Origin of the sequence: Nocardia sp. NPDC056611 (assembly GCF_042792755.1) — a bacterium.
Classification (GTDB): domain Bacteria; phylum Actinomycetota; class Actinomycetes; order Mycobacteriales; family Mycobacteriaceae; genus Nocardia.
Map to the genome: position 1 here is coordinate 106,874 of NZ_JBHTVV010000004.1, position 21,217 is coordinate 128,090.

Sequence of the window (21,217 nt, forward strand, 5' to 3'; positions counted from 1 at the left end):
TGCGCACTGAGGACAGCAGGGCAAATGAGACAGGGCTATGGTGGCACGGGGAGAGGGACCGGCGGGGGTTCCATCGGGACGCAGCGAGGCGGATAGGTGTTGGCAGGCCAGAGGAGGGTGTTCGGCAGTTGAGTACCCATGTTCTCCGCTGCGACGGCGCTCCCGTTCCCATCGCGCTCGCTTCTCTGTCCCTCACGCAGACCGCCGCCATTCCCGACACCGGGACCCTGGACGAGCTGCTGCCGGTGATGGCCGCGGACAGTCTGCCGCGCCTCATCGTGCTCGGTGAGGACGCCGGACTGGCCGCAGTGCTCACCCATCTCATGCGCACCGAACGTCTCGGCGTGGAGATCGGCTACGTGCCCATCGACCGCACCTACGGCTCCCGCGCCTACGAGACCGGCACCGGGTCCGCCGCCGCCAAGCGCGCGCTCGAGGGCCGGGCCGTCGAGACCCCGCTGATTCGCGACGACACCGGCAAGGTGCTCATCGGCCGCGCCACCATCGTCGGCGAGGACGGCGCGAAACTCGAGGGCGAGGCCTACGTCGACGACACCCGGTTGTTCACCGGAAAGGTCGCGGCCCTGCATGTTTCGCCCATGCTGGAGATGCCGGGCCTGCACGCCAGCGTGCACCGCGGACTGCGCAAGAAGCGCTGGGTCGCCGGGCGCGCCATGCAGCTCGGCACGCCGGGCGCGCTGGTCACCCGGGACGGGATCACCGCCGACCGGGTGGTGAAGCGCTCCACGTTCTATCGACACCACGAGCCTTGGCTGCTGGTTCGCTGATTCACCCCCAAAGGCCGATTCACCCCCAGAATGGGTGTCGGCACAGCGACAACGAGCCGGGCCGGTTGGGAGTGACAGGTGGATGACACGCGCGCGGTGAGACGGGCCTCCGGAGCGATCCGGCCCAGCCCCGTGTTCCTGGCGGTGGTGGCGGTCGCGGTACTGGGCGGGGTGCTCGCCTGGAACGCCGACCTCGATTCGCGCCAAGCCCAATTCGGAGTGTTCATCCTGGTGGTGGCCGGGTGGATCGTGACGGTCTGCCTGCACGAGTTCGCGCACGCGTTCGTGGCGTGGCGGGCCGGGGACCGGGAAGTGGAGATGCGCGGGTATCTCACGCTGAACCCGCTCAAGTACAGCCATCCGCTGCTGTCGATCGGGTTGCCGGTGGTGTTCATCGCGCTCGGCGGGTTCGCGCTGCCGGGTGGCGCGGTGTACGTGCATTCGCACAATTTCAGTCCGCGCACGCAGCGGATGATCAGTGGCGCGGGGCCCGCGGTGAACGCGCTGTGCGCGGTGGCGCTGCTGGTGATCGTGTCACTGTGGGGCAGTCTGCATTCGAATACGGCGTTCTGGTTCGGGCTGAGTTTCCTTGCCTTCCTCCAGATTTCGGCGACGGTCCTGAATCTGCTGCCGATTCCCGGCACCGACGGGTACGGGATCCTGGAGCCGTCGCTGAGCTATCAGACCCGGCGGTCGCTGGATCAGATCAAGCCGTACGGCCTGCTGATCCTGTTCGCGCTGCTGTTCACGCCGCAGCTGAACCGGTTGTTCTTCGACGGGGTGAACGCGCTGTTCGAGCTGTCCGGGCTGCCGGGCTGGTGGTGGTCGATGGGCAGCCGGTTGACGCGCTTCTGGCTCTGAGTCAGTCGATCGGCGTGACGTAGGGGTGCGCGACGGTCGGGGGCAGCAGCGCCATGGCCGACAGCCGCCGCACGCCGCACACCTGCATGAGATCCACCACGATGGACCGTAATTGGGCGAACACCACGTGCGCGGACAGGCCCGCACCGTCGACCAGATCCTTGGTCGCGCCCTTGCCGACCGAGCGCAGCACGCGGGTCGCCTCGGCGGGATCGGGCTTCTCGTCCGGGTCGGCGAGCATCATGCGGCGCACCACGTCGATCGCCTGGCCGAGCTTCTCGACCTCCATGATGAGACCCGGGTCGAGCACCTCGTCGTCGCGGACCGAGGTGAGGGCCCGGCGCAGCAGCACCCGAGTGTTGCGGACCGCGTTGTCGAGCGGATCCGCGGCGTCGCGCAACCGGCTCAGGCGGGTGCGAGAGTTCCAGTACAGCGGGGAGATTCGAATGATCTCCCGACTGCCCTCGAGCGTGTTGCGCAGGGCGTCGATCGCGCCCTGTGTACCGCGCACCGCCTCCAGCGCCGCCTTGATCTTGGCGGCGTCGTGTTCGAGCAGGCCGTCCGCGCATTCGGTGAGGGCGGCGCCCATCACCTCCAGGATTCCGGCCGCCTGCTCCCGGGCGCGGCGGACCGGGTGCAGCGGAATGGCCGCCACCACCACGATGCCGACCAGTCCGCCTACCAGGGCGTCGATCATGCGCAGCGACGCGCCGCCCTGGCCGGGCGGGTAGAGGGTCGCCACCAGCACCGCGGAACTGGCCGCCTGCATGGTGATGACGGGACCGCCGTCGAGGAAGACGGCGGTGCACATGGCCAGCACCACCAGCAGCATGATCTGCCAGCCGCCGGTGCCGACCCGGGACACGAACAGGTCCCCGATGCCGATGCCGACGGCCACGCCCACGATGAGCTCGATCGAGCGGCGCAGCCGGGCCCCGAACGAGACGCCGATGGAGATCATGGCCGCCATCGGCGCGAAGAACGGGTGTTCGTGCCCGATCACATTGTGGGCGATGAACCAGGCCACGCCCGCGCCGATGGCGCACTGCACGATCGGCAGCAGTGACGAGCGGACCCGCCCGGCGGCCTTGCGCATGCGGGTGACGCCGCTCTCGCGGGCGGCGTCGATGGTTTCGCCTAGGCCACCGCTCAATTCAGTCGAGGCCGAGCTCGGCTGCGGCGCGCGGGTCGCAGTCCTCGAGCAGGTCCAGGCAGCGCGCGTACTCGTCGGTCTCGCCGATGGCCCGGGCGGCCTTGGCGAGCGCGCCCACGCTGCGCAGGAAGCCCTGGTTGGGTTCGTGGCTCCACGGCACCGGGCCGAAGCCCTTCCAGCCGTTGCGGCGCAACAGGTCCAGGCCGCGGTGGTAGCCGGTGCGCGCGAAGGCGTAGGCGGAGATGATGTCGAGGTTGACGTCGCCGTCGGCGGCGGCGCCCCGCTCCAGGGCGGCTTCGGCCAGGTGGGCCCAGGCGATGGAGGCGGTCGGGTGGGCCGCGGCGACCAGCACCGGGTCCTGTTTCTGGAGCAGCGCGTCCTCCGCGTCGATGTTTTCCGGAAGGAGGACCGGCTGCGGTCCGAGCAGATCGCCGAAGGAGGTCATGCCGATCATTCTGCACCGGTACCCGGAATGCTCAGTAGGCTGACCTTCGAATCACAGTTCCGCCGATTACGAGGGGTGCAGCGCGTGTCCGACCCGAAAGACGACCAGCAGCAGCAGGGCCCTGCCAACCAGGCATCGGGTCCCGCCGCAGGCGACACGGACACCAGCGCCACCCCCGACCGCCCGGCGAGCCCGGCCGACCAGTCCGCTCCGGCGGCCGCGAACGGCACGAGCACGCCCGCGACCTCCGACGCCGCACCCCCGACCGCCGCCACCGAAGCCATCCCCAACCCCAACGCGCGGACCGAGGAAATCCGCACCGGCGCACCTCGACCCGGCACCCCCAAGACCCCGCAGGCCAAGTCCGGCCCCGCCGGTTTCGCCACCATCCACTACGAAACCTCCAAGCCCGCAGGCACTCCGGGCGCGAACCGCGTCCGGCCCCCGGCCGCGAACCGAGGCCAGTCCCCCGCCGACCAGGCGGGCGCGGGCCGAGTGCAGCCGCCCGCCGGAGCGCAGGGCGCGCCGGCTGGACCGCTGGGTGGATCTGCCGGACCGCAGGGCACGTCAGCTGGGGCTCAGGGCGCAGCCGCCGGACAGCAGGGCGGGCCCGGCGGATCGCAAGGCGCACCGGGCGGACTACCGGGCACGCCTGCCGGAGCGCAGGGTGGGCCCGGCGGACAGCCGTCGGCCGCGCGCCAGGGCTCGGGTGAGTTCAAGCCGCAGAGCACGCCGAGCGGGCAGCCCTCGCCGGGCGGGTCGGGCGTACAGCCGGGTGCGACCGCGCAGTCCGGCGCTGCCGCACCGGGTTCCGGGAACGCCGCGGGTGGACGCCCCTCGGAGGGCGCGCAATCCGGACCGGGCGGGCAGTCCCAGACTCCCGAGCCCCAGGAACGCCAGGGTTCCGCGGCGTCCGACGGACAGCCCGCGACCGGCGAAAAGCCCAGCGGCGCTGGACAATCCGATGCGAGCGCGCAGCCGGCCGGCCGTGGTCAGGGTCCGGGAGCGCCATCGCCCGCCGATGACGCTCCGACCCAGTTCATTCCGATTCAGCGGCCCGCCGGCGAGAAGGCGGGCGGTGGCGCGCAGGGCGCCGACGCGCAGGCCGATGCCACCACCCAGATGATCAAGATTCAGCGGCCCGGACAGGATGCGAGTGGTCCGGCGGCCGGGAAGCCCGGCGAGCAGGGGCAATCCGGCTCCGCGGATTCCGGGAAGAGCGTCGCGGGCGGCGCGGCCGTCGGCGCGGCTGCTGCGGCCTCGAGCGAAGCTGCCGGTAAGGGCGGGGCTGCGGGGAAGACCGCGCCGGAGGATGTTCCGACGCAGGGGATGCCCGCCGCATCGGCCGATGACGACGAGAAGTCGGGCGATGACGCCGCGGCCGGCGAGAAGTCCGGTGGCACCGGTGATTCCGGGACCCCTGCCGATGCGAAGGACGGCGGGTCCGGGGCCGAGGGCTCCGGAGACGCGGCGACCGTGGTGATCAAGCGGGTGCCGAATCCGGCCGATGACGCCACGACGGCGCTGCCGGTGGTGTCGGGTGAGGCCGGGACCGAGAAGATTCGGGTGTCGGGGCCGCAGGGTCGTGCGGTCAGCAAGCCGCCGCAGACGCCCCGGGTGAACGCGGGGCCGCGGAATGTCGGGCCGAAGGGGACCGCTCCGGACGCGCCCGTCGAGGAGACGCGGCCGTCGCCGCCGCGGCCGCCGATGGCTCCTCCGATGGGCCCGCGTCGGCCCGCGACCGCGCCGTCTCCGGCGGACACCCAGTCGACCATGCCGGGTCAGCCGATCGGCGGTCCGCGGATCGCGGCGCCGCAGCGGGTCGGGGCGGGTGCGCCGCAGGGACCCCGCGGACCGCAGGGACCGAACGCGCCCAAGGGTCCGCAGGGACCGGGTGGGCCGCAGGGACCCCAGGCGCTGAACGGCCCGAACGCACCGCAGGGCCCGGGTGCGCAGGGACCGAACTCTCCGCACGGGCCGAATGCGCCGCAGGGCCAGCCGGGTTCGGGTGCTCCGCAGGGACCGGGTGGCCAGCCGGGTCTCGGTGCGCCGCCGCCCGGGATCGGCGGATCGCCGGGTGTGCCCGGGATCGGCGGGCTGGCGCAGCCGCAGCGGGTTCCGGCGGCCGAGCCGGTCGACGGCTCCGCGAAGTCCGGTGGCGGGTCGAAGAAGCTGTGGATCGGCGTGGCCGCGGCGGTGGTCGCGGTGGTCGCGATCGTCGGTGTGGTGCTCGGCGTGAAGAAGCACAATGACGACAATTCGCCGGAAGCGCTGGTGCAGCAGACGATCACGTCGTACACCGATGCCCTGGACAGCGGGAACCTGGACACGCTGCGGGCGGTGACCTGCGGTGCGCAGCACGACTTCTATCAGAAGATCTCGGCCGACCAGTTCGCGAGCGTGTACAAGACCTCCCAGGAGCAGAAGAGCATCCCGCAGGTGAAGAGCGTGGACGCCATCCAGATCACCGGTGACGCCGCGTTGGCGCAGGCGACGGTCTTCACCGCGGCGGATCCGGCGAAGCTCTCCTCGCGGACCTTCGACCTGCGCAACGAGGGCGGTTCGTGGAAGGTGTGTGAGCCCAAGAACGCGCACTGACCGGGGCGAAAACCGGTATCGACAGCTTCGGCGAAATGGCCTGACACGTTCTCGCTCGTGCTCGCGATGAACATCACATACACCTGGTCAATAGACCTGCACGTCGGTAGGGTGTCTGGGTTGTCTGGGCTGGCCATTTCGGCATTCCGGCACTTCAGCGGTGTTGTACACCGTCCATAAAGTTACGAATGCAGGAGCTGAGTACGGATGCCGGATACGGCTGAGCACATCGTGCCGGATACGGCAGAGACCCTGGCGGTTCTGGAGGCGGAGACCATCGTGGAGCCGGCCAAGGCCACCGCCGCCGAACTGGTCGGCCGTCACTTCCGGGTGCGCGATCACTACGACGTGGGCCGCGAGAAGATCCGCGAATTCGCCCGCGCCGTGCGCAACGACCACGCCGCCCACCACCGCGAGACCGATGCCGCCGAGCTCGGTTACGGCGGCCTGCTGGCCTCGCCGACCTTCGCCTCGGTAATCGGCGCGGCCACCACCCGCTCGCTGATCGGCTCGGTGCTCACCGAGTACGACGTCTCGCAGATCCTCCAGACCGACCAGGTCTTCGAGTACCACCGCCCGATCCTGGCCGGGGACCGGCTGGGCGTGGACGTGGTGGTGGAGAACATCCGCGGCTTCGGCGACAACGACTTCATCACCGTCAAGGTCACCCTGACCGATGCCGACGTGCGGCCGGTGCTGGTCGCCACCACCACCATCGTGGCCCGCAAGGGCGTCGAGATCGACCCGGTCGCGGTCGAGACGGTGTCGGGCGTGGTCATGCACGGCCATGTCGTCGAGCCCGGCCAGTTCGACACCGACCCGAACGGCCTGATCCTGTTGGCCCCGGAGGAGGTGGCCGAGCCCGCCGCCCCCGCCGCGCCGCTGCCGGTCAACACCGTCCCGACCGCCGCGGGCGTGGCCGCGGGCACCGAACTGCCCGCCGCGAAGGTGCCGGTCACCCGGGGCGATCTGGTCAACTACGCCGGCGTCTCCGGCGACCCGAACCCGATCCACTTCAGCGACACCGCCGCCACCCTGGTCGGCCTGCCCACCGTGGTGGCGCACGGCATGCTCACCATGGGCCTGACCGCCGGCTACCTGGTGGACTGGCTGGGCGACCCCTCGGCGCTGGGCAAGTTCAGCGTCCGCTTCTCCGGTTTCGTGCCGGTGGAGCCGACCGCCCCGACCTTCGTCGAGTTCACCGGCAAGGTGAAGTCGGTGGACGCGGCCACCGGTGCGGCGACCGTCGTGCTGGGCGCGACCTCGGAGGGCAAGAAGCTCTTCGGCCGCGCCATCGCCGAGGTTCGGCTGTCCCGCCTCCCCGAGACTTCAGCGCGCGGCTGAGAGCCGTCGACCGTCCCACATGCGGACCGCCGGTCAGGTACCGAACCAATTGTGGACGTCCCCCTGGAGTTACCCCAATCGCAGCGAAATCAGTTGTCGCGATCGGGGAACGCCTGAAGGTCAGTTCAGTGTGGCGTGCATCAGGTAGACGTTGTAGTCGTTCCAGGTCGACATGGTGAAGTACAGGTCCTGACCGGTCGACCACGGGTGGATGAAACCGCCGTACAGTTCCGGGAACTGCAGCGCGCTCACCGTGACCGCGCTGTCGGACCACGCGCCCTGCGGTGAATCCGATTCCCGCACAACCAGAGCCGCCTTCGCGGTGTCCAGGTAGCTCATCTGCCACACCTTGCGGTTCTCGTCGTAGCGGACCGACAGTTCTCCCGCGGGCGCGTCGACGACCGGTGTGGCGCTGACGCTTCCGTTCACGGCGGGCGCCCAGGAGCCGTTCTGCCAGTACTGGTAGGCGGTCGGGTTGAGCACCTGCTCCTTCGGCACCCGCGCCAGCCCGACCCCGCCCAACCGGGTGTTCGGGATGCCGAACATGTACACCCAGTCGCCCTGCGGCACCATCGACGCGACCTGGAAGCTGGAGACGCCGAAGATGTTCTCCCACTTGGCGTACGGGTCCTTGGTCCAGTGTTCGCCGTGGTCGTCGGAGTAGGCGAGCCCGCCGTAGTTGGTGAACCAGGTGCCCGGCAGGCTGTTCCAGGTGCGGATCGACATGTAGCTCATGTACTGCCGGTCGCCGAGCGCGAACCCCGAGGTGGGGATGGTGGTGATCTCGATATTGTCCAGCTTGCGGCTGCTCAGCAGTTCCACGGCGTGGCAGCGGTCGTCGGTGACCATGCGGTCGAAGACGACGCCGTTGGCGAGGTCGCGATTCTTGCTGAACGCCAGCAGGTTCGAGCGCCAGTCCTCGCCCATGCCGCCGGGCGGATGGAATTCCCGGCCGACGGTGTCGCCGAACGCGATGGCGATCTCGTCGGGCGCGCTCTGCCACATGATGCCGAGGTCGGTGCCCTGCACCTGCCAGCGCTTGTCGGTGCGGTTGGTCGAGTTGGCGCCGGTCAGTTTGGACACCTCGCGCACGTCGGAGACCTGTGGCGTGGGCCGGGTGGGGGTGCGCTCGGCGGGCTCGCTGGACGGGTGCTCGGGTTCGGGCCCGGGCGGCAGCGCGGGCGGATTCGGGTTGGGCAGTGCGAAATTGAACGGCTGCGGCCGCACGATGAGTTTCGGGATGCCGAGTTGTTCGGCGAGTCCCGGTGGCGCGGCGGGTGTGTCGGTGAGGTCCGGGCACGGGTTCACGCACGGGTCCGGCGGCAGTTCCATGTTCACGCGCTTGGTGTTCTCCGGCAGCGGCCCGGTGTCGACCGTGACGACCGGGTAGGCGACCGGCACCTCGAGGGTCTTGGGCACCACCGACTCGTGTTCGGGTCTGGGGTCGGTTTTGCAGGCGCCGATGCCCGGAACCGCCGGTGTCGCACCGGTTTCCGAATCCGCGGACGCCACCGGCCGGCCCATACCGACCAGTACTCCCGCCCCGAAGATCACCGCTCCCGCAGCCGCCACGAGCCGCTTGGCCATGCGTTCAACCCTCTCGACATTAGGGTCATCCGGACATCATCCGGGCAAGGACCCTACCCCACAGGTCAGCGCATGGCCTGGAAGGTGATCACGGTCGTGCCGATCCGGATGGCATCGCCGTCGGCGAGCACCGCGGCCGACTCGATGGTCTGCTCGTTGATGTAGATCCCGTTGGCGGAGTGCAGGTCCTTGATCAGCAGCCCGGCCCGGCTGGGCGTGATCTGCGCGTGGTACCGGCTGGCCTTCGGATCGTCGAGCACCAGATCGTTGTCGGTCATGCGACCGATCTTCACGCCATTGGCGCCGATCGGCACCACGCGTCCGTCCGCCAGGCGCAGCTGCCCGGCACGCACCGCGCGCGGCATCTCGGTGACGGTCTCGGTCATGGCCTTCGCCATCCGCTCGACCTCGTGAATCTGCCCGGTGCTCAACGGTTCCTGGCGCAGCACCTTCTGTTCCAGCGCGATCAGCGCGGGCCCCGGATCGATGCCGAGCTCGTCGGCGAGCACGGTCCGCACCCGGCGGCAGGCGTCGAGCGCGTCGGCCTGACGGCCGGACAGATAGAGCGCGGTGATGAGCTGCGCCCACAACGGTTCCCGCAGCGGATGGGCATTGGTCATCGACACCAGTTCGCCGACCACGGAAGACGCACGGCCCAGGGCGATTTCGGAGTCGATGCGGGCGGAGGCGACCAGCAGCCGCTCCTCGTCCATGGCGGTGGCGAAGCTCTCCGCGAAACCGAGACCCGACAGGTCGTCGAGCGCGCGCCCGCTCCATTCGGCGAGGGCCTCGCCGAAGAGCCGGGACGCGGTGGCCGGGTCGCCGATCGCGGCGGCCTCGGAGCCTTCGCGGCGCAGCGTCTCGAAACGCCCGAGATCGCACTCGTCGTCCTCGATTTCGAGGCGGTAGCCGGAGGATTCGGTGCGCAGCAACGCCACCGGGTCGATCCCGGCGGTGCGCAGCGTCTTGCGGATGTTCGAGACGAACACCTGGAGACTGGCCTGATAGGAGTCCGGCGGATCATCGTTCCAGACGATGTCGGCCAGGGCCTGGGAGGACACGGCACGCCGCCGGTTCACAGCCAGCGCCGCCAGCAGTGCGCGGGGCTTGGGACCGCCGACCGGTATGGACCGGCCGGCGACCAACAGCTGCACGGGGCCCAGGACCCGCACGTCGACAGTCATGCCACCTGCCTCGATAGAGACCGCGGCGCGCCCGCCGCTCGAAAATTGCCCGGGATTCCGCTGCGCTGCGCGGAATCCCGAGCGTTGAGCTTACTTGGCGCTGATCGAGCGTCCCGCCGAGTTCAGGTCGTTGCAGGCCTCGACCACGCGCGCGGCCATCGAGGTCTCGGCCTTCTTGAGGTAGCTGCGCGGGTCGTAGACCTTCTTGTTGCCGACCTCGCCGTCGATCTTCAGGACGCCGTCGTAGTTGCCGAACATGTGGCCGGCGACCGGACGGGTGAAGGCGTACTGGGTGTCGGTGTCGACGTTCATCTTCACCACACCGAAGCGCAGCGAGTCCTCGATCTCCGACTTCAGCGAGCCTGAACCGCCGTGGAAGACGAAGTCGAAGGGCTGCGCGTCCGCGCCCAGGCCCAGCTTGGCGGCGGCCACGCGCTGGCCCTCGGCCAGCACCTCGGGCTTGAGCACCACATTGCCCGGCTTGTAGACGCCGTGCACGTTGCCGAAGGTGGCGGCCAGCAGATACTGGCCGTTCTCGCCGGCGCCGAGCGCGTCGATGGTCTTCTCGAAGTCCTCGGACGAGGTGTAGAGCTTCTCGTTGATCTCGGCCTCGACCCCGTCCTCTTCACCGCCGACGACGCCGATCTCGACCTCGAGGATGATGTTGGCGGCGTGCGCCTGCTTCAGCAGTTCCTTGGCGATCTCGAGGTTCTCGTCGATCGGGATCGCGGAACCGTCCCACATGTGCGACTGGAACAGCGGGTTCAGGCCGTTCTTCACGCGCTCGGCCGAGATGGCCAGCAGCGGGCGCACGAAGGTGTCCAGCTTGTCCTTCGGGCAGTGGTCGGTGTGCAGCGCGATGGTGACGTCGTACTTGGCGGCCACCACGTTCGCGAACTCCGCGAGCGCGACCGCGCCGGTGACCATGTCCTTCACGCCCAGGCCGGAACCGAATTCCGCACCACCGGTGGAGAACTGGATGATGCCGTCGGAACCGGCGTCCGCGAAGCCCTTGATGGCCGCGTTGATCGTCTCCGAGGACGTGCAGTTGATGGCGGGGAACGCGAAGGAGTTCTGCTTGGCCCGAGCAATCATCTCGGCGTAGATCTCCGGAGTCGCGATGGGCACGTGGACCTCCGTGGGGTGTGTGCTGCGATACAACAAAATTCTGTCAGCCCACACCATAGGGGAGCGGCTTTTTCCACGGCCCGGGGCCTCGGATACTCGACAACTTTGTGAGGTTGCTTCGACGTTCGGTGTGATGTCCGGGGTACCGGTACTGTGGTGGCCGTGACCTTGCTGGCCGTATCCGATGCCGTGACGACCAACGCCGCGCTGCCCGCGATCTTGGACCCCATGCACCTCCTCACGGAGACGTGGTTGTCCCACGCGGTGCTCCCGGCGATCTTGGCCATCGTCTTCATCGAGACCGGCCTGCTGTTCCCCATCCTCCCCGGCGACTCGCTGCTGTTCACTGGCGGTCTGCTGGCGGCCCAGGCGCACCCGCCGGCCGGCATGAACATCTGGTGGCTGGTACCGGCCACCGCGTTCGTGGCCTGGCTGGGTGACCAGAGCGGCTACTGGATCGGGCGGACCATCGGCCCGGCGCTGTTCAAGAAGGAGGACACTCGCTTCTTCAAGCAGCGTTACATCACCGAGACGCACGCCTTCTTCGAGAAGCACGGCCCCAAGACCATCATCCTGGCCCGCTTCGTGCCCATCGTGCGCACCTTCATGCCGGTGCTGGCCGGTGTCTCGAAGATGGACTACCGCAAGTTCGCGACCGTCGACATCATCGGCGCGGTCCTGTGGGGCGGCGGCGTCACCGTGCTCGGGTACTTCCTGGGCAATGTCGAATTCATTCGCAAGAACGTCGAGGCGATCTTCCTGCTGATCGTGTTCGTGTCCATTCTCCCGGGCATCATCGCGGTCGGTAAGAATCTGCTGCACCGCGGTCAGCACCCGGAGCAGGCCGAGCTCGCCACCTCGTCGAACGAGTCGACCCGCTGAGCCATTCGGTGCCGACGACCACCCCGCTAACGACGACCCTCGCCTCCGGCGGGTTCGGACCGCTCGAGACGGCCGGACCGGTGCTCGTGTGGACCATCGTCCTCACGTTCGTATTCCTGGAGTGCGCACTCATCATCGGGCTGTTCCTGCCCGGTGACTCCATGCTCATCACCGCGGGCGTGGTGCTGGCCTCCCAGGTCAATGGCGAGGGCCACGTGTGGGCGCTGTCGGTGGGCACCATGATCGCCGCGATCGCGGGCAATCAGGTGGGATACGTGTTCGGGCAGCGCACCGGGCATCACCTGGTCGCGCGCAAGAACGGCAAGTACATCAACACCCGCAATCTGGCGCGGGTCTCGGAACTGCTGCACAAGCACGGATTCCTGGCGGTGCTGGTGGCCCGCTGGATTCCGTGGGTGCGCACGCTGTGCCCGCTGGTCGCGGGCGCGGCGGGGATGGATCACCGCAAGTACACCATCGCCTCGTCGATCGGGGCGGTGATCTGGGCGCCGGTGATCCTGCTGGCCAGCTATTACGCGGGCAGCTTCATCGAGGACATCTCCTGGCTGATGCCCGCGGTCATCGGGACCCTGGTCGTCGGGTTGATCCTGGGAACCGTGATCGGCGTACGGCAGTACCGGGCCGAAATGGCGCGGCCCGCCGAGGATTTCGACGTCGATATCGACGATCCGGCGACCGTTCCGCTCCCCCGGCAGCACCACGGCTGATCCTGGCGTGATTCGCGGCTAGAGTCCCGCGGCCGTGACCGTGTGCGCGGCCTCCATCAGTTTCCAGCCCGAGAGCTGTACCGACAGATCGCGTTCCGGGCTCTGGGAGGCGCTCACCGATCCGCCCTCGAAGCCGCCGGCGCCCGCGATGCCGGGCAGCCGGGCGGGCTGGCGCCAGTCCGCGCCGAACAGCGGTTCGCCCTCGACATCGAGTCGGTGCTCCCAGGCCGCGGTCGCGCAGGCGCGCACGATGGCGGCGGCCTTGCGGCGGGCGGTCACCCGGTCGGGTTCGTCGCCGGGCAGCATGAGCGCGGCCAGCGCGAGGTAGCGAATGAGGATGCCGTTGAACAGGCCGCCGTCACCGCCGCCGTCACCGACCACGACGCCGTTCTCGGTCAGGTGCTCGTCGATGGCGTCGATCAGCCGGACCGCGCGGTCGGCGTGCCGGGGTTCGCCGGTGTGCACCGCGAGTTCGGTCTCGAGCCCGAGGACGACGCCCTGGCAGTAGCTGTAGACGGGCTTCTCCACCTCGCCGGACGGTAGGTGGATGCCGTCGAAGATGAGACCGGTCTCCTGGTCACGCAGGTTCGCGTCGAGGAAGTCGGCCAGTTCCTGGGCGCGGGTGTAGCGGCCCAGCCGCGCCATGGCAATCCCGACCGGTCCGTTGGCGGGGGCGTTGTAGAAATCCGAGCCCTTCCGCCACGGCACCGCGCCGAACTCCGGCTCGAACCCGTTGACCAGCGTCTTCTCCAGAATCAGCAGCGCGCCCCGGACCTCTTCGACGCCCTGAGTGCGCTCGGCCCGCTCCAGCGAGATGGTCAGCCAGGCCATGTCGTCGTAGTAGTTGTTGGTCCAGCCGGTGATATTGCGCAGCCGCATGCCGTGCGCGATGGACCACAGCCGACGCTGCCGCGCGGGAGTCGGCGCGCGATTGGCGGCGTCGACCGCGCAGTCGATCAGGTGGGCCTGCCACCAGTAGTGCCAGAACGCGAAGGTGCGCTCGCGTTTGGTGGCGGGCCAGCCCACCACCCCGAGCTGCGTGCCCGGGCAGCCCCAGAGTTTGCGCAGGTGACGGGACAGAATCGCGGATTCGGCGAGATCGGCCCGCTGCGACCAGAGGGCAGCCGTCGGCTCGATATTGCGTCCGGTCCGCGATGTCATGGGACTAATAATGCCAATCGGACAACAGGGTTCGTGGCTTATTTGTTACCGAGAGTCGTACGCCTCACCATGCCTGAGCGAGGTCCGCGTGCTGCCGGATCCAGGCGTGCATGGCGATGCCCGCGGCCACCCCGGCATTGATGCTGCGGGTGGAACCGAACTGCGCGATCGAAACGGTCAGCAACGCGCCCGCTTTCGCGGCCTCGGTCACCCCGGGCCCCTCCTGACCGAACAACAGCAGGCAATCACGCGGCAGCTCCACCGTTTCCAGCGGCACCGCGCCGGGCACATTGTCGACCGCGACCACGGTCAGCCCGGCCTCCGCCGCGAAGGCGAGCAGCTCGGCGGTGTCGTGGTGATGGTGAATGTGCTGGTAGCGGTCGGTGACCATGGCGCCGCGCCGATTCCAGCGCTTACGCCCGACAATGTGCACGGCCGCCGCGGCGAAGGCGTTGGCGGTGCGCACCACGGTGCCGATATTGGCGTCGTGGCCGAAGTTCTCGATGGCCACGTGCAGCGTATGCCTTCGGCTGTCGATGTCGGCGACGATCGCCTCGCGCCGCCAATACCGGTACGCGTCCACCACATTGCGGCGGTCGCCGTGGGCGAGCAGCTCCGGATCCAGACGCGGATCGGCGGGCGGCTCGGTGCCGAACTCGTCCCGCCACGGTCCGACGCCGTGCGGATGCTCGCCCCACTCGGTCGGACCGGGGGCCGCCGCGTCGGCCTGGCCAGGGGCGCCGGATTCGTCGGCGATCGGGGTGGAACTCACCCGGCGATGGTAGTTGCCGGGCGAATCAGTACTGGGACGCCCCGACCCCACCGACGATGATCGCGAACACGATGAACAGGATCACCATCGCCATCAGCGCGGTGGCGACGATCCCGCAGATCCAGCCCGCCGTCACCATCCCGGCGCCGCCGATGGCGCCGTGGGAGTCGCGGATCTCGCGGCGGGCCTTGCCGCCCATGATCCAGGCCACCGGACCCAGCAGCTGACAGAACACCAGGCTCATCACGCCGAGGATCAGCACCACCACGGCCTGCGGGTGGTCCGGGGCGGGCGCGCCGTAATAGCCCGGCGGGTAGTAGCCGGGGACGGGCGGCTGATAGCCGGGGTTGTATCCGGGCTGCTGGTAGTAGCCCGGTTGCTGGCCCTGGGACTGCGGATCCCAGCCCGGCGGGGGCGCGTCGTAGGTCATGTGCGCAAGCCTAGGTGGTGCTGCGCCACAACGGGTGCGGGCGCTTCCGTGGTCGAAGGTTTGAAACATCGCTGCGCGGTTGCCGGGCGTGGAAGACTGGAATCATGACTCGGTCGAGTTCCGCGGAATTGCTGAAATCGGTTGAATACTGGCCGAATCACCTGCTGTCCATCGCGGAGTGGTCGCTGCTCCCCGAGAACAACCGGCACTGCCGGGAGCTGGTGGACGGCGTGCTGGTCGTGGCGCCGCAACCGCCCCGGCATCAACTCGCGGTGTGGCGCTTGGCAGCTCAGCTCGAGCGGGCGCTGCCGCGGCGCATGGCCGCCATGGCGCGCATCGAACTGCTGATCGACGAGGGCACGCCGCCGACGGTGCGGGTGCCGGACGTGCTGATCGTCGGCGGGGCGGCCGGAGCCGAGCACGCCACCCGGGTGCGGCCCCCGGATGTGCTGGCGGCCATCGAGATCGTGGCGCCGGGGTCGCGGCGGGTGGACCGGGTGATGAAGTTCGCGGAGTACGCGGCGGCCGGAATCGGGCACTACTGGCTGTTGGAGACCGAGGATGCGTTGCGGCTGTATACCTTTCGACTGCGGGACGGCCGGTACATACCGACCGGTGAGCATGTCGGACAGGTGACCCTGGAGCTCGACGATATCGGCCTGCCCTTGGACCTGGACGCGCTCACCGCGCTACGCCCCTCCGGCGTCTCGGTGTGATCCCGGACAGCTCTCGATTTGCCGCGCATACCCTCTGACCTCGCCTGATCGGTCCACACGGGACAAAATTCGGGACTATCCTGGAATCCCGGAGGCCGTGGTTGGAGGGTGTCATGGACCACGCGCGCATAGCCAGAACGGTGCTCGGAGTGACGGCGGCATATCTCGTCGCACTCGGCCTCTGGCTGGGCTGGCTGGTCCCGCTCACCCCGCCCGGAACCATCCCGGTCCAGGTCGTCACACTGGTCGGCCTGTACGGAACCTTCCTCGGACTCGGCATGCTGCTCGCCCAGCGCCCCACCCGCTCGGACCGGAAGCTGCTGCGGCACGGTCTCGAAGGCTGGGCGAACATCGAGGGCGTGCACCCGCTGCAGCGCACCGACCACTGCACCGAGCTCACCGAACTCGACCTCGAGCTGGTGGTGCCGGGGTCGGAAACCTATTACGGCAGCATCGTGTTCGACGTCGAACCCGTGGTCAAGCCGAGAATCGCTGTGGGCGGCACGATTTCGATCCGCGTCGATCCGCGCAACCGCGACCGCATCATCCTGTGCCTGTGAACCGCGTCCCGCAGGGCCGGTGACCCGGCGCTCATCGGACCGCCCCCACGGGGTGGCACCGCGACCGAGCCGGGTGCGCCCGCCGGGACGGTCTGCCGGATTCGTCCGATCCGGGCCGTAGCATCCTGACCATGACGATCGCCGACACACCGGACCGCCGGGAAGCGCCGCTGGTACTCGACACCGAGCCGCCGCGCACCCTCGGCTTCACCGATCAGGCGGCGTTCTGGCTGAATCTCGGCGTCAGCCTGATCGGGTTCAGCGGCGCCGCGGTCGTGCTCACCCCCGCCGGCGCGAACCTGCCGCTGACCGGAGCGCTGCTGGCCACCGTGCTCGGCACCGTGGTCGGCGCGGCCATGGTGGCCGGTCCCGCCGCCATCGGCGCCCGCACCGGCGCGCCGGCCATGGCGGTGCTGCGCGGACTGTTCGGCACCCGGCTGTCGTACGTGCCGACGGTCGCCAATATCGTGCAGTGCATCGGCTGGGGCGTGTACGAGCTCACCGTCATCACGCTCGGCGTCTCCGCGCTCACCCATGACCGGGTGCCGCACTGGATCGTCATCGTCGGCGCGGGTGCGCTGTCCACCGTGATGGCCGTGTGGCCGCTGTCCGCGGTGCGCGCGCTGCGCAAATACGTCTCGGTGGCGGTCGCTATCGCCCTGGTCTACTTCACGATTCAGCTGCTGCGGCAACCGGTTCCGATGCCGACCGACACCAGTTGGAGCGGGTTCTGGCCCGCCGTCGACGCCACCCTCGCGGTCTCCATCTCCTTCGTGCCGCTGGCCGCCGACTACACCCGGCACTCGCGGTCGGCCCGCACCGCCGCCGGGGCCACCGTGATCGGCTACTCGGTCGCACAGGTCTTGTGCTATCTGCTCGGCATCCTCGCGATCCTGCAGGCGGGCAGCGCCGACCACATCTTCGACACCTTCCTCGGCGTCACCGCCGGGTGGCTGTTCTTCGCGGTGCTGGTGCTGCGCGAATCGGATCAGTCCTTCGCCAATATCTATTCGACGGCCATGTCCATCCAGAACCTGCTGCCCCGGGTGGATCGGCGGCTGCTGGCTACCCTGGTCGGCGCGCTCGTGACGCTGCTGGCGCTGCCCGTCCGCGACTTCGGCAACTACGCCAACTTCCTGTACCTGATCGGGTCGGTCTTCGTGCCGCTGTGCGCGGTCCTGGTCGTCGACTACTTCTTCGGCCGCGGCCGCACCGGCTGGGACCTCACCGAGCAGGCCCCCACCCGCCCGCTCATGCTGCTGCCGTGGGCGATCGGATTCGTCGTCTACCAGCTGTTCAACCCCGGTTCGATCACCTGGTGGAGCGACTTCTGGACCAAGGCGCAGAACACCCTCGGCATCCATCCGGGCTGGTGGGCCTCGGCCTCGCTGTACTCGTTCCTGGCGGCCGCCGCCGTGACGGCGATCCTGGTGCGGCTGCGCCGGGGATGACCGACGGCCGGGTCTACGGCATGGGGCTCGACCCGCTGGTCGAACCGGATTGGCCCGCACTCACCGCCGCCGAGGTGGAAGCCGTGCTCGGCGCGGACGCCCGGATCGCCTGGCGCAGTCCGCGCCCACTCTCGGCCACCGCGCGGATCCGGCTGCCGGACCACCGCGAGGTCATCCTCAAACGCCTGCCCCGGGCGCTGCGCGACGCCGCCGCGCTCGGCGAGGAACACGCCTTCATGGATCACCTACGCGCGCACGGAATTCCGGTGCCGAGTGTCCCGCGTACCGCCGAGATCGGCGAATTCGCCTACGAGGTGCAGGAACTCGGCCCCGGCGACGACGCCTACGCGGGCGTCTTCTCCTGGTCCCCGTACCGCTCACTCGCCGACGCCGCCGCGGCCGGTCGCATGCTGGCCCACCTGCACTTGGCCGCCACCGGATACGACGCCGCCGCCCGCCCGGCCCGGCCCCTCCAGGCGGGATTCACCCTGTTCTCCGCCGCCGATCCCCTTGCGGCCGTGACGCATCGCGCGGCCCGACGCCCCGCGCTCGGCGCGTTTCTGGCCGGTCGCGATTGGCGCGCCGACATGACTCGCGTCCAGCTCCCCGCCTGCGAGCGCCTGTACCCGCTGCTCGCCGACCTGGAACCGCTGTGGACGCACAATGATTGGCACGGCACCAACCTGCTGTGGCGCGACCACGCTGTCACCTCGGTCATCGACTTCGGGCTGTGCGACCGCACCACCGCCGTCCACGACCTGGCCACCGCCATCGAACGCGCTGCGGTGGATTGGATTTCGATCCGTGCCGGCGGCTCCGCGCACGTGCGCTTCGACCAGGTCCGCGACCTGCTCGAAGCCTACGAATCGGTCCGCCCCCTCACACCCGCCGAACGCCGGGCCCTCCCCGCCCTGCTGCCCCTGGTGCACTGCGAATACGAACTCTCCGAGATCGATTACTTCCTCGGCGTGGTACCGGGCGGTAATCCGGAGAATGCCGAAATCGCCTACACCGATTACTTTCTCGGCCACACCGAATGGTGGGAATCCGTTTCCGGCCGAGAACTGCGGGCCGCCATAGCCATCGCGCAGTGAACGCGAAGTGAACTTGATTCCGTGACCGCGATCCGCTAGAACTTGTTCTGTTGCCTTTTCTGGCAACGCGAATCGTTCTGCACGCCATCTGAGTACAGCGTGCATCCCGAACGCCCAGAACCACGATCCGATGGCCAATGCCGCCGCCCTCGGCTTCGTGATCGGGGCCGCGACCGGCGCCGTGATCTGTGGCGTCACCATTATCGGAATTCCGCTGATCCCGCTCTGCGCGGTCGGCCCGGGCCTGCAGCTCGCGCTGGTCGGCCTGCTCGTCGGCGCGATCGCCCCGAATTCCGTTCCGCAGATCCTGCCCTGGTCCCTCGGACACCGGAGACACGAAGAACCCCATCCAGAGATTTCCGGATGGGGTTCTTTCGTATCGAATTCCGGGTGACGGATACGGCGACCTATTCGGTTACCGATATACCGACCGATATGCCTACCGATGCGCGCGCGGATCCGCGAGCAGATATTGCGCGGCGGCATAAGTGCCGAGAATGACACCCTCGGTGATCCGGCGCGACTTCTCACCACGCGCGAAAATACGGCGCAGCACGATCAATCCGTCCGAGACGGTGAACAGCAGTGCGCCCAGACCCAATCGGCTGCGCGGATCGGCGTTCGGAACGTTCACGCCCGCAATGTTCTTCGCGTCGCGGGCGAGTTCCGGATCCGAGGCCAGGGTGGCCGCGGCGCCCAGGGTCGCGCCGTACACGGTGAGCGGCACCGCCACCGTGGGGGCCTTGAACCGCATGAGCGTCGCCGCACCCAGCCAGGCGCCCAGCCGCTGGCCCGCGATGGCGGGCCGGGGCCGGGCCCCGCGCCGCCACCACAGCCACGAGTAGCCGGTCTGCATGACCGCGAACGACGAAGCGCCCGCGATCAATCGGCGGTCGTCGTCGGGTTCGATGAGCAGCACGTCGCCGACCGTGGCCGCGGCCAGCGAGCCGAGCAGCACGGTGCGGTCGGCGGGATCCAGGCGCTTGCCGTTCACGGCCACGTCGGCGGCGAGCAGCGGCATCAGCAACGGCTTCGCGACCCACTGCAGCTTCTCGCGACCGGTGACCGCGCCGTAGACGGTCACCGCCGCCGCGCCGACGAAGGCGGCACGGAACGGGCTCGCCATCAGAAGCTGGGCTCGGCCGGGGCGGGCGGCAGCACCGCGACCTGGCCGGCGTAGGACAGGCCCGCGCCGAAGCCGAGCAGCAGCGCCAGCTGACCACCCTTGGCCTTGCCGGTCACCAGCATCTCCTCGATGGCCAGCGGGATCGAGGCGGCGGAGGTGTTGCCGGTGTTCTCGATGTCATTGGCCATCGGCAGGTCGTCGGGAAGGCCGAGGTTCTTCTTCATGAGCTCATTGATGCGGGCGTTGGCCTGGTGCGGGACGAACACCTCGATGTCGTCCTTGGCCACGCCCGACAGCTCGATCGCGCTGGACAGCGCGCGCGGCAGGGTGACGGCGGCCCAGCGGAAGACCTTGGGGCCCTCCATGTGCAGCGACATCCGGCCCACGGACTCCACGGCCGGGTCGGTGCCCTGCAGCCGCTGCGCCTTGTTCATGAACTCCAGGAAGTCCACGTCCTGCGCGATGGCCTCGGCGTTCTCGCCGTCGGAGCCCCACACGGTCGGGGAGATGCCGTTCTCCTCGGCGGGACCGATCACGACCGCGCCCGCGCCGTCACCGAAGATCATGGCGGTGCCGCGGTCGGTCGGGTCGAGACCGACGGTCATCGTCTCGGCGCCGATGAGCAGGATGTACTCGGCCGAGCCGGAACGGATCATGTCGGCGGCCACGCCGAGGCCGTAGCCGAAGCCGCCGCAGCCGGAAACCAGGTCGAAGGCCGGGATGCCGTTCATGCCCAGGTCCGAGGCCACGGTCGGCGCACCGTGCGGGGTCAGCTTGAGCCAGCTGGAGGAGGCCAGGATCAGGGCGCCGATCTTGGATCGGTCGATGCCGGTGTTCTTCAGCGCCCGCTCGCCCGCGGCGACCGCCATGCTGCGCAGCGTCTCGTCGCCGGAGATCCAGCGCCGGTTGTGAATGCCGGTCCGCTCGAAGATCCACTCCGGGGTGGAGTCGAGGACCTCGCACACCTCGGCATTGCTGACGACGCGCTGGGGCCGGTAGGCACCGATGCCGAGCATCGCAATATTCTGCTGACCCTTGTTGATTGCAATGCTCACCACAGGTGACTCACACGACCCTTCGCACAATCATTGTCGACACCGTTGTCGGACGTAAGACCAGGACACAGGCTAACCCAGAGCAAGGTTTCAGCCCAGAGCCAAGTCTTGTTAACCGTCCAGTAAGGACACGCCCTGGCACCAGGGCATAAGT

21 protein-coding genes are annotated in these 21,217 nt (G+C 69.1%); 11 read left to right on the top strand and 10 right to left on the bottom strand.

The window, feature by feature from the left end; all coding sequences use genetic code 11:
* Nucleotides 1-128 precede the first annotated feature (128 nt).
* Nucleotides 129-788 (top strand): hypothetical protein, encoded by a 660-nt coding sequence (locus ACFRAQ_RS21915; RefSeq protein WP_379102426.1) that lies wholly within the window; start codon nt 129-131, stop codon nt 786-788.
* 78 nt (nt 789-866) lie between these two features.
* Nucleotides 867-1,649: a site-2 protease family protein gene (locus tag ACFRAQ_RS21920; RefSeq protein ID WP_379102428.1), complete on the top strand. Its 783-nt coding sequence runs from the start codon at nt 867-869 to the stop codon at nt 1,647-1,649.
* 1 nt (nt 1,650) lies between these two features.
* Here the strand turns inward: ACFRAQ_RS21920 and ACFRAQ_RS21925 are convergent, their stop codons facing one another.
* Both ACFRAQ_RS21925 and ACFRAQ_RS21930 read right to left on the bottom strand, forming a co-directional pair.
* Nucleotides 1,651-2,745 (bottom strand): aromatic acid exporter family protein, encoded by a 1,095-nt coding sequence (locus tag ACFRAQ_RS21925; RefSeq protein ID WP_379103684.1) that lies wholly within the window; start codon nt 2,743-2,745, stop codon nt 1,651-1,653.
* Nucleotides 2,746-2,803: 58 nt separating this feature from the next.
* A complete protein-coding gene (locus ACFRAQ_RS21930) occupies nt 2,804-3,247 on the bottom strand; it encodes a DUF3151 domain-containing protein (RefSeq protein WP_379102430.1) in 444 nt (147 codons plus the stop codon).
* A gap of 84 nt (nt 3,248-3,331) precedes the next feature.
* On the opposite strand from ACFRAQ_RS21930, the gene ACFRAQ_RS21935 reads away from it, so the two are divergent.
* Nucleotides 3,332-5,845 carry a hypothetical protein gene (locus tag ACFRAQ_RS21935; RefSeq protein ID WP_379102433.1) on the top strand — a complete coding sequence of 838 codons (2,514 nt, stop codon included), beginning with the start codon at nt 3,332-3,334 and terminating at the stop codon, nt 5,843-5,845.
* Nucleotides 5,846-6,052: 207 nt separating this feature from the next.
* Nucleotides 6,053-7,189 carry a fused (3R)-hydroxyacyl-ACP dehydratase subunits HadA/HadB gene (locus ACFRAQ_RS21940; protein ID WP_379102436.1) on the top strand — a complete coding sequence of 379 codons (1,137 nt, stop codon included), beginning with the start codon at nt 6,053-6,055 and terminating at the stop codon, nt 7,187-7,189.
* A 120-nt stretch (nt 7,190-7,309) separates the two neighbouring features.
* On the opposite strand, the gene ACFRAQ_RS21945 is transcribed toward ACFRAQ_RS21940, so the two are convergent.
* The 3 genes from ACFRAQ_RS21945 to fbaA form a co-directional block, all read right to left on the bottom strand.
* The gene (locus ACFRAQ_RS21945; RefSeq protein WP_379102438.1) at nt 7,310-8,776 is read right to left on the bottom strand and encodes a DUF4185 domain-containing protein; all 1,467 of its coding nucleotides are present in this window, start codon (nt 8,774-8,776) and stop codon (nt 7,310-7,312) included.
* Nucleotides 8,777-8,841: 65 nt separating this feature from the next.
* On the bottom strand, nt 8,842-9,960 hold the full coding sequence (locus ACFRAQ_RS21950; RefSeq protein WP_379102440.1) for a BTAD domain-containing putative transcriptional regulator: 1,119 nt from the start codon (nt 9,958-9,960) through the stop codon (nt 8,842-8,844).
* Between the two features lie 90 nt (nt 9,961-10,050).
* A complete protein-coding gene (gene fbaA, locus ACFRAQ_RS21955) occupies nt 10,051-11,088 on the bottom strand; it encodes a class II fructose-bisphosphate aldolase (protein ID WP_379102442.1) in 1,038 nt (345 codons plus the stop codon).
* A gap of 228 nt (nt 11,089-11,316) precedes the next feature.
* On the opposite strand from fbaA, the gene ACFRAQ_RS21960 reads away from it, so the two are divergent.
* Nucleotides 11,317-11,970, top strand: a complete 654-nt coding sequence (locus ACFRAQ_RS21960; protein WP_379103686.1) for a DedA family protein — start codon at nt 11,317-11,319, stop codon at nt 11,968-11,970.
* 8 nt (nt 11,971-11,978) lie between these two features.
* Nucleotides 11,979-12,698 carry a DedA family protein gene (locus tag ACFRAQ_RS21965; RefSeq protein ID WP_379102444.1) on the top strand — a complete coding sequence of 240 codons (720 nt, stop codon included), beginning with the start codon at nt 11,979-11,981 and terminating at the stop codon, nt 12,696-12,698.
* Nucleotides 12,699-12,716: 18 nt separating this feature from the next.
* Here the strand turns inward: ACFRAQ_RS21965 and ACFRAQ_RS21970 are convergent, their stop codons facing one another.
* The 3 genes from ACFRAQ_RS21970 to ACFRAQ_RS21980 all read right to left on the bottom strand — a co-directional run bounded on the left by ACFRAQ_RS21970 (nt 12,717) and on the right by ACFRAQ_RS21980 (nt 15,061).
* On the bottom strand, nt 12,717-13,859 hold the full coding sequence (locus tag ACFRAQ_RS21970; protein ID WP_379102446.1) for a glycoside hydrolase family 76 protein: 1,143 nt from the start codon (nt 13,857-13,859) through the stop codon (nt 12,717-12,719).
* 64 nt (nt 13,860-13,923) lie between these two features.
* A complete protein-coding gene (locus tag ACFRAQ_RS21975; protein WP_379102448.1) occupies nt 13,924-14,631 on the bottom strand; it encodes a TrmH family RNA methyltransferase in 708 nt (235 codons plus the stop codon).
* A 25-nt stretch (nt 14,632-14,656) separates the two neighbouring features.
* The gene (locus ACFRAQ_RS21980; RefSeq protein ID WP_379102451.1) at nt 14,657-15,061 is read right to left on the bottom strand and encodes a DUF4190 domain-containing protein; all 405 of its coding nucleotides are present in this window, start codon (nt 15,059-15,061) and stop codon (nt 14,657-14,659) included.
* A gap of 104 nt (nt 15,062-15,165) precedes the next feature.
* On the opposite strand from ACFRAQ_RS21980, the gene ACFRAQ_RS21985 reads away from it, so the two are divergent.
* The 5 genes from ACFRAQ_RS21985 (at nt 15,166) to ACFRAQ_RS22005 (ending at nt 19,276) form a co-directional block, all read left to right on the top strand.
* Complete coding sequence (locus tag ACFRAQ_RS21985; protein ID WP_379102453.1) at nt 15,166-15,777, top strand: Uma2 family endonuclease; 612 nt, start codon at nt 15,166-15,168, stop codon at nt 15,775-15,777.
* Nucleotides 15,778-15,890: 113 nt separating this feature from the next.
* On the top strand, nt 15,891-16,337 hold the full coding sequence (locus tag ACFRAQ_RS21990) for a hypothetical protein (protein WP_357284876.1): 447 nt from the start codon (nt 15,891-15,893) through the stop codon (nt 16,335-16,337).
* Between the two features lie 131 nt (nt 16,338-16,468).
* Complete coding sequence (locus tag ACFRAQ_RS21995; RefSeq protein WP_379102456.1) at nt 16,469-17,788, top strand: purine-cytosine permease family protein; 1,320 nt, start codon at nt 16,469-16,471, stop codon at nt 17,786-17,788.
* Nucleotides 17,785-18,882, top strand: a complete 1,098-nt coding sequence (locus tag ACFRAQ_RS22000; RefSeq protein ID WP_379102458.1) for a phosphotransferase enzyme family protein — start codon at nt 17,785-17,787, stop codon at nt 18,880-18,882. The genes ACFRAQ_RS21995 and ACFRAQ_RS22000 overlap by 4 nt, the downstream gene beginning before the upstream one ends.
* 130 nt (nt 18,883-19,012) lie before the next feature.
* Nucleotides 19,013-19,276, top strand: a complete 264-nt coding sequence (locus ACFRAQ_RS22005) for a hypothetical protein (RefSeq protein ID WP_379102460.1) — start codon at nt 19,013-19,015, stop codon at nt 19,274-19,276.
* A gap of 45 nt (nt 19,277-19,321) precedes the next feature.
* Here the strand turns inward: ACFRAQ_RS22005 and ACFRAQ_RS22010 are convergent, their stop codons facing one another.
* Both ACFRAQ_RS22010 and ACFRAQ_RS22015 read right to left on the bottom strand, forming a co-directional pair.
* Nucleotides 19,322-20,008, bottom strand: a complete 687-nt coding sequence (locus ACFRAQ_RS22010; protein WP_379102463.1) for a lysoplasmalogenase family protein — start codon at nt 20,006-20,008, stop codon at nt 19,322-19,324.
* Nucleotides 20,008-21,066, bottom strand: coding sequence for a beta-ketoacyl-ACP synthase 3 (locus tag ACFRAQ_RS22015; RefSeq protein WP_357284890.1), 1,059 nt, complete (start codon nt 21,064-21,066; stop codon nt 20,008-20,010). Before ACFRAQ_RS22015 ends, ACFRAQ_RS22010 begins: the two co-directional genes overlap by 1 nt.
* Nucleotides 21,067-21,217 lie beyond the last annotated feature (151 nt).

Coding starts and splice junctions, on each gene's coding strand:
- ACFRAQ_RS21925 (WP_379103684.1), bottom strand. CDS start 2,745: ATGCGCAAGGCCGCCGGGCGGGTCCGCTCGTCACTGCTGCCGATCGTG.
- ACFRAQ_RS21930 (WP_379102430.1), bottom strand. CDS start 3,247: ATGACCTCCTTCGGCGATCTGCTCGGACCGCAGCCGGTCCTCCTTCCG.
- ACFRAQ_RS21940 (WP_379102436.1), top strand. CDS start 6,053: ATGCCGGATACGGCTGAGCACATCGTGCCGGATACGGCAGAGACCCTG.
- ACFRAQ_RS21945 (WP_379102438.1), bottom strand. CDS start 8,776: ATGGCCAAGCGGCTCGTGGCGGCTGCGGGAGCGGTGATCTTCGGGGCG.
- ACFRAQ_RS21950 (WP_379102440.1), bottom strand. CDS start 9,960: ATGACTGTCGACGTGCGGGTCCTGGGCCCCGTGCAGCTGTTGGTCGCC.
- ACFRAQ_RS21960 (WP_379103686.1), top strand. CDS start 11,317: ATGCACCTCCTCACGGAGACGTGGTTGTCCCACGCGGTGCTCCCGGCG.
- ACFRAQ_RS21970 (WP_379102446.1), bottom strand. CDS start 13,859: ATGACATCGCGGACCGGACGCAATATCGAGCCGACGGCTGCCCTCTGG.
- ACFRAQ_RS21980 (WP_379102451.1), bottom strand. CDS start 15,061: ATGACCTACGACGCGCCCCCGCCGGGCTGGGATCCGCAGTCCCAGGGC.
- ACFRAQ_RS21985 (WP_379102453.1), top strand. CDS start 15,166: ATGACTCGGTCGAGTTCCGCGGAATTGCTGAAATCGGTTGAATACTGG.
- ACFRAQ_RS21990 (WP_357284876.1), top strand. CDS start 15,891: ATGGACCACGCGCGCATAGCCAGAACGGTGCTCGGAGTGACGGCGGCA.
- ACFRAQ_RS21995 (WP_379102456.1), top strand. CDS start 16,469: ATGACGATCGCCGACACACCGGACCGCCGGGAAGCGCCGCTGGTACTC.
- ACFRAQ_RS22000 (WP_379102458.1), top strand. CDS start 17,785: ATGACCGACGGCCGGGTCTACGGCATGGGGCTCGACCCGCTGGTCGAA.
- ACFRAQ_RS22005 (WP_379102460.1), top strand. CDS start 19,013: ATGGCCAATGCCGCCGCCCTCGGCTTCGTGATCGGGGCCGCGACCGGC.
- ACFRAQ_RS22010 (WP_379102463.1), bottom strand. CDS start 20,008: ATGGCGAGCCCGTTCCGTGCCGCCTTCGTCGGCGCGGCGGCGGTGACC.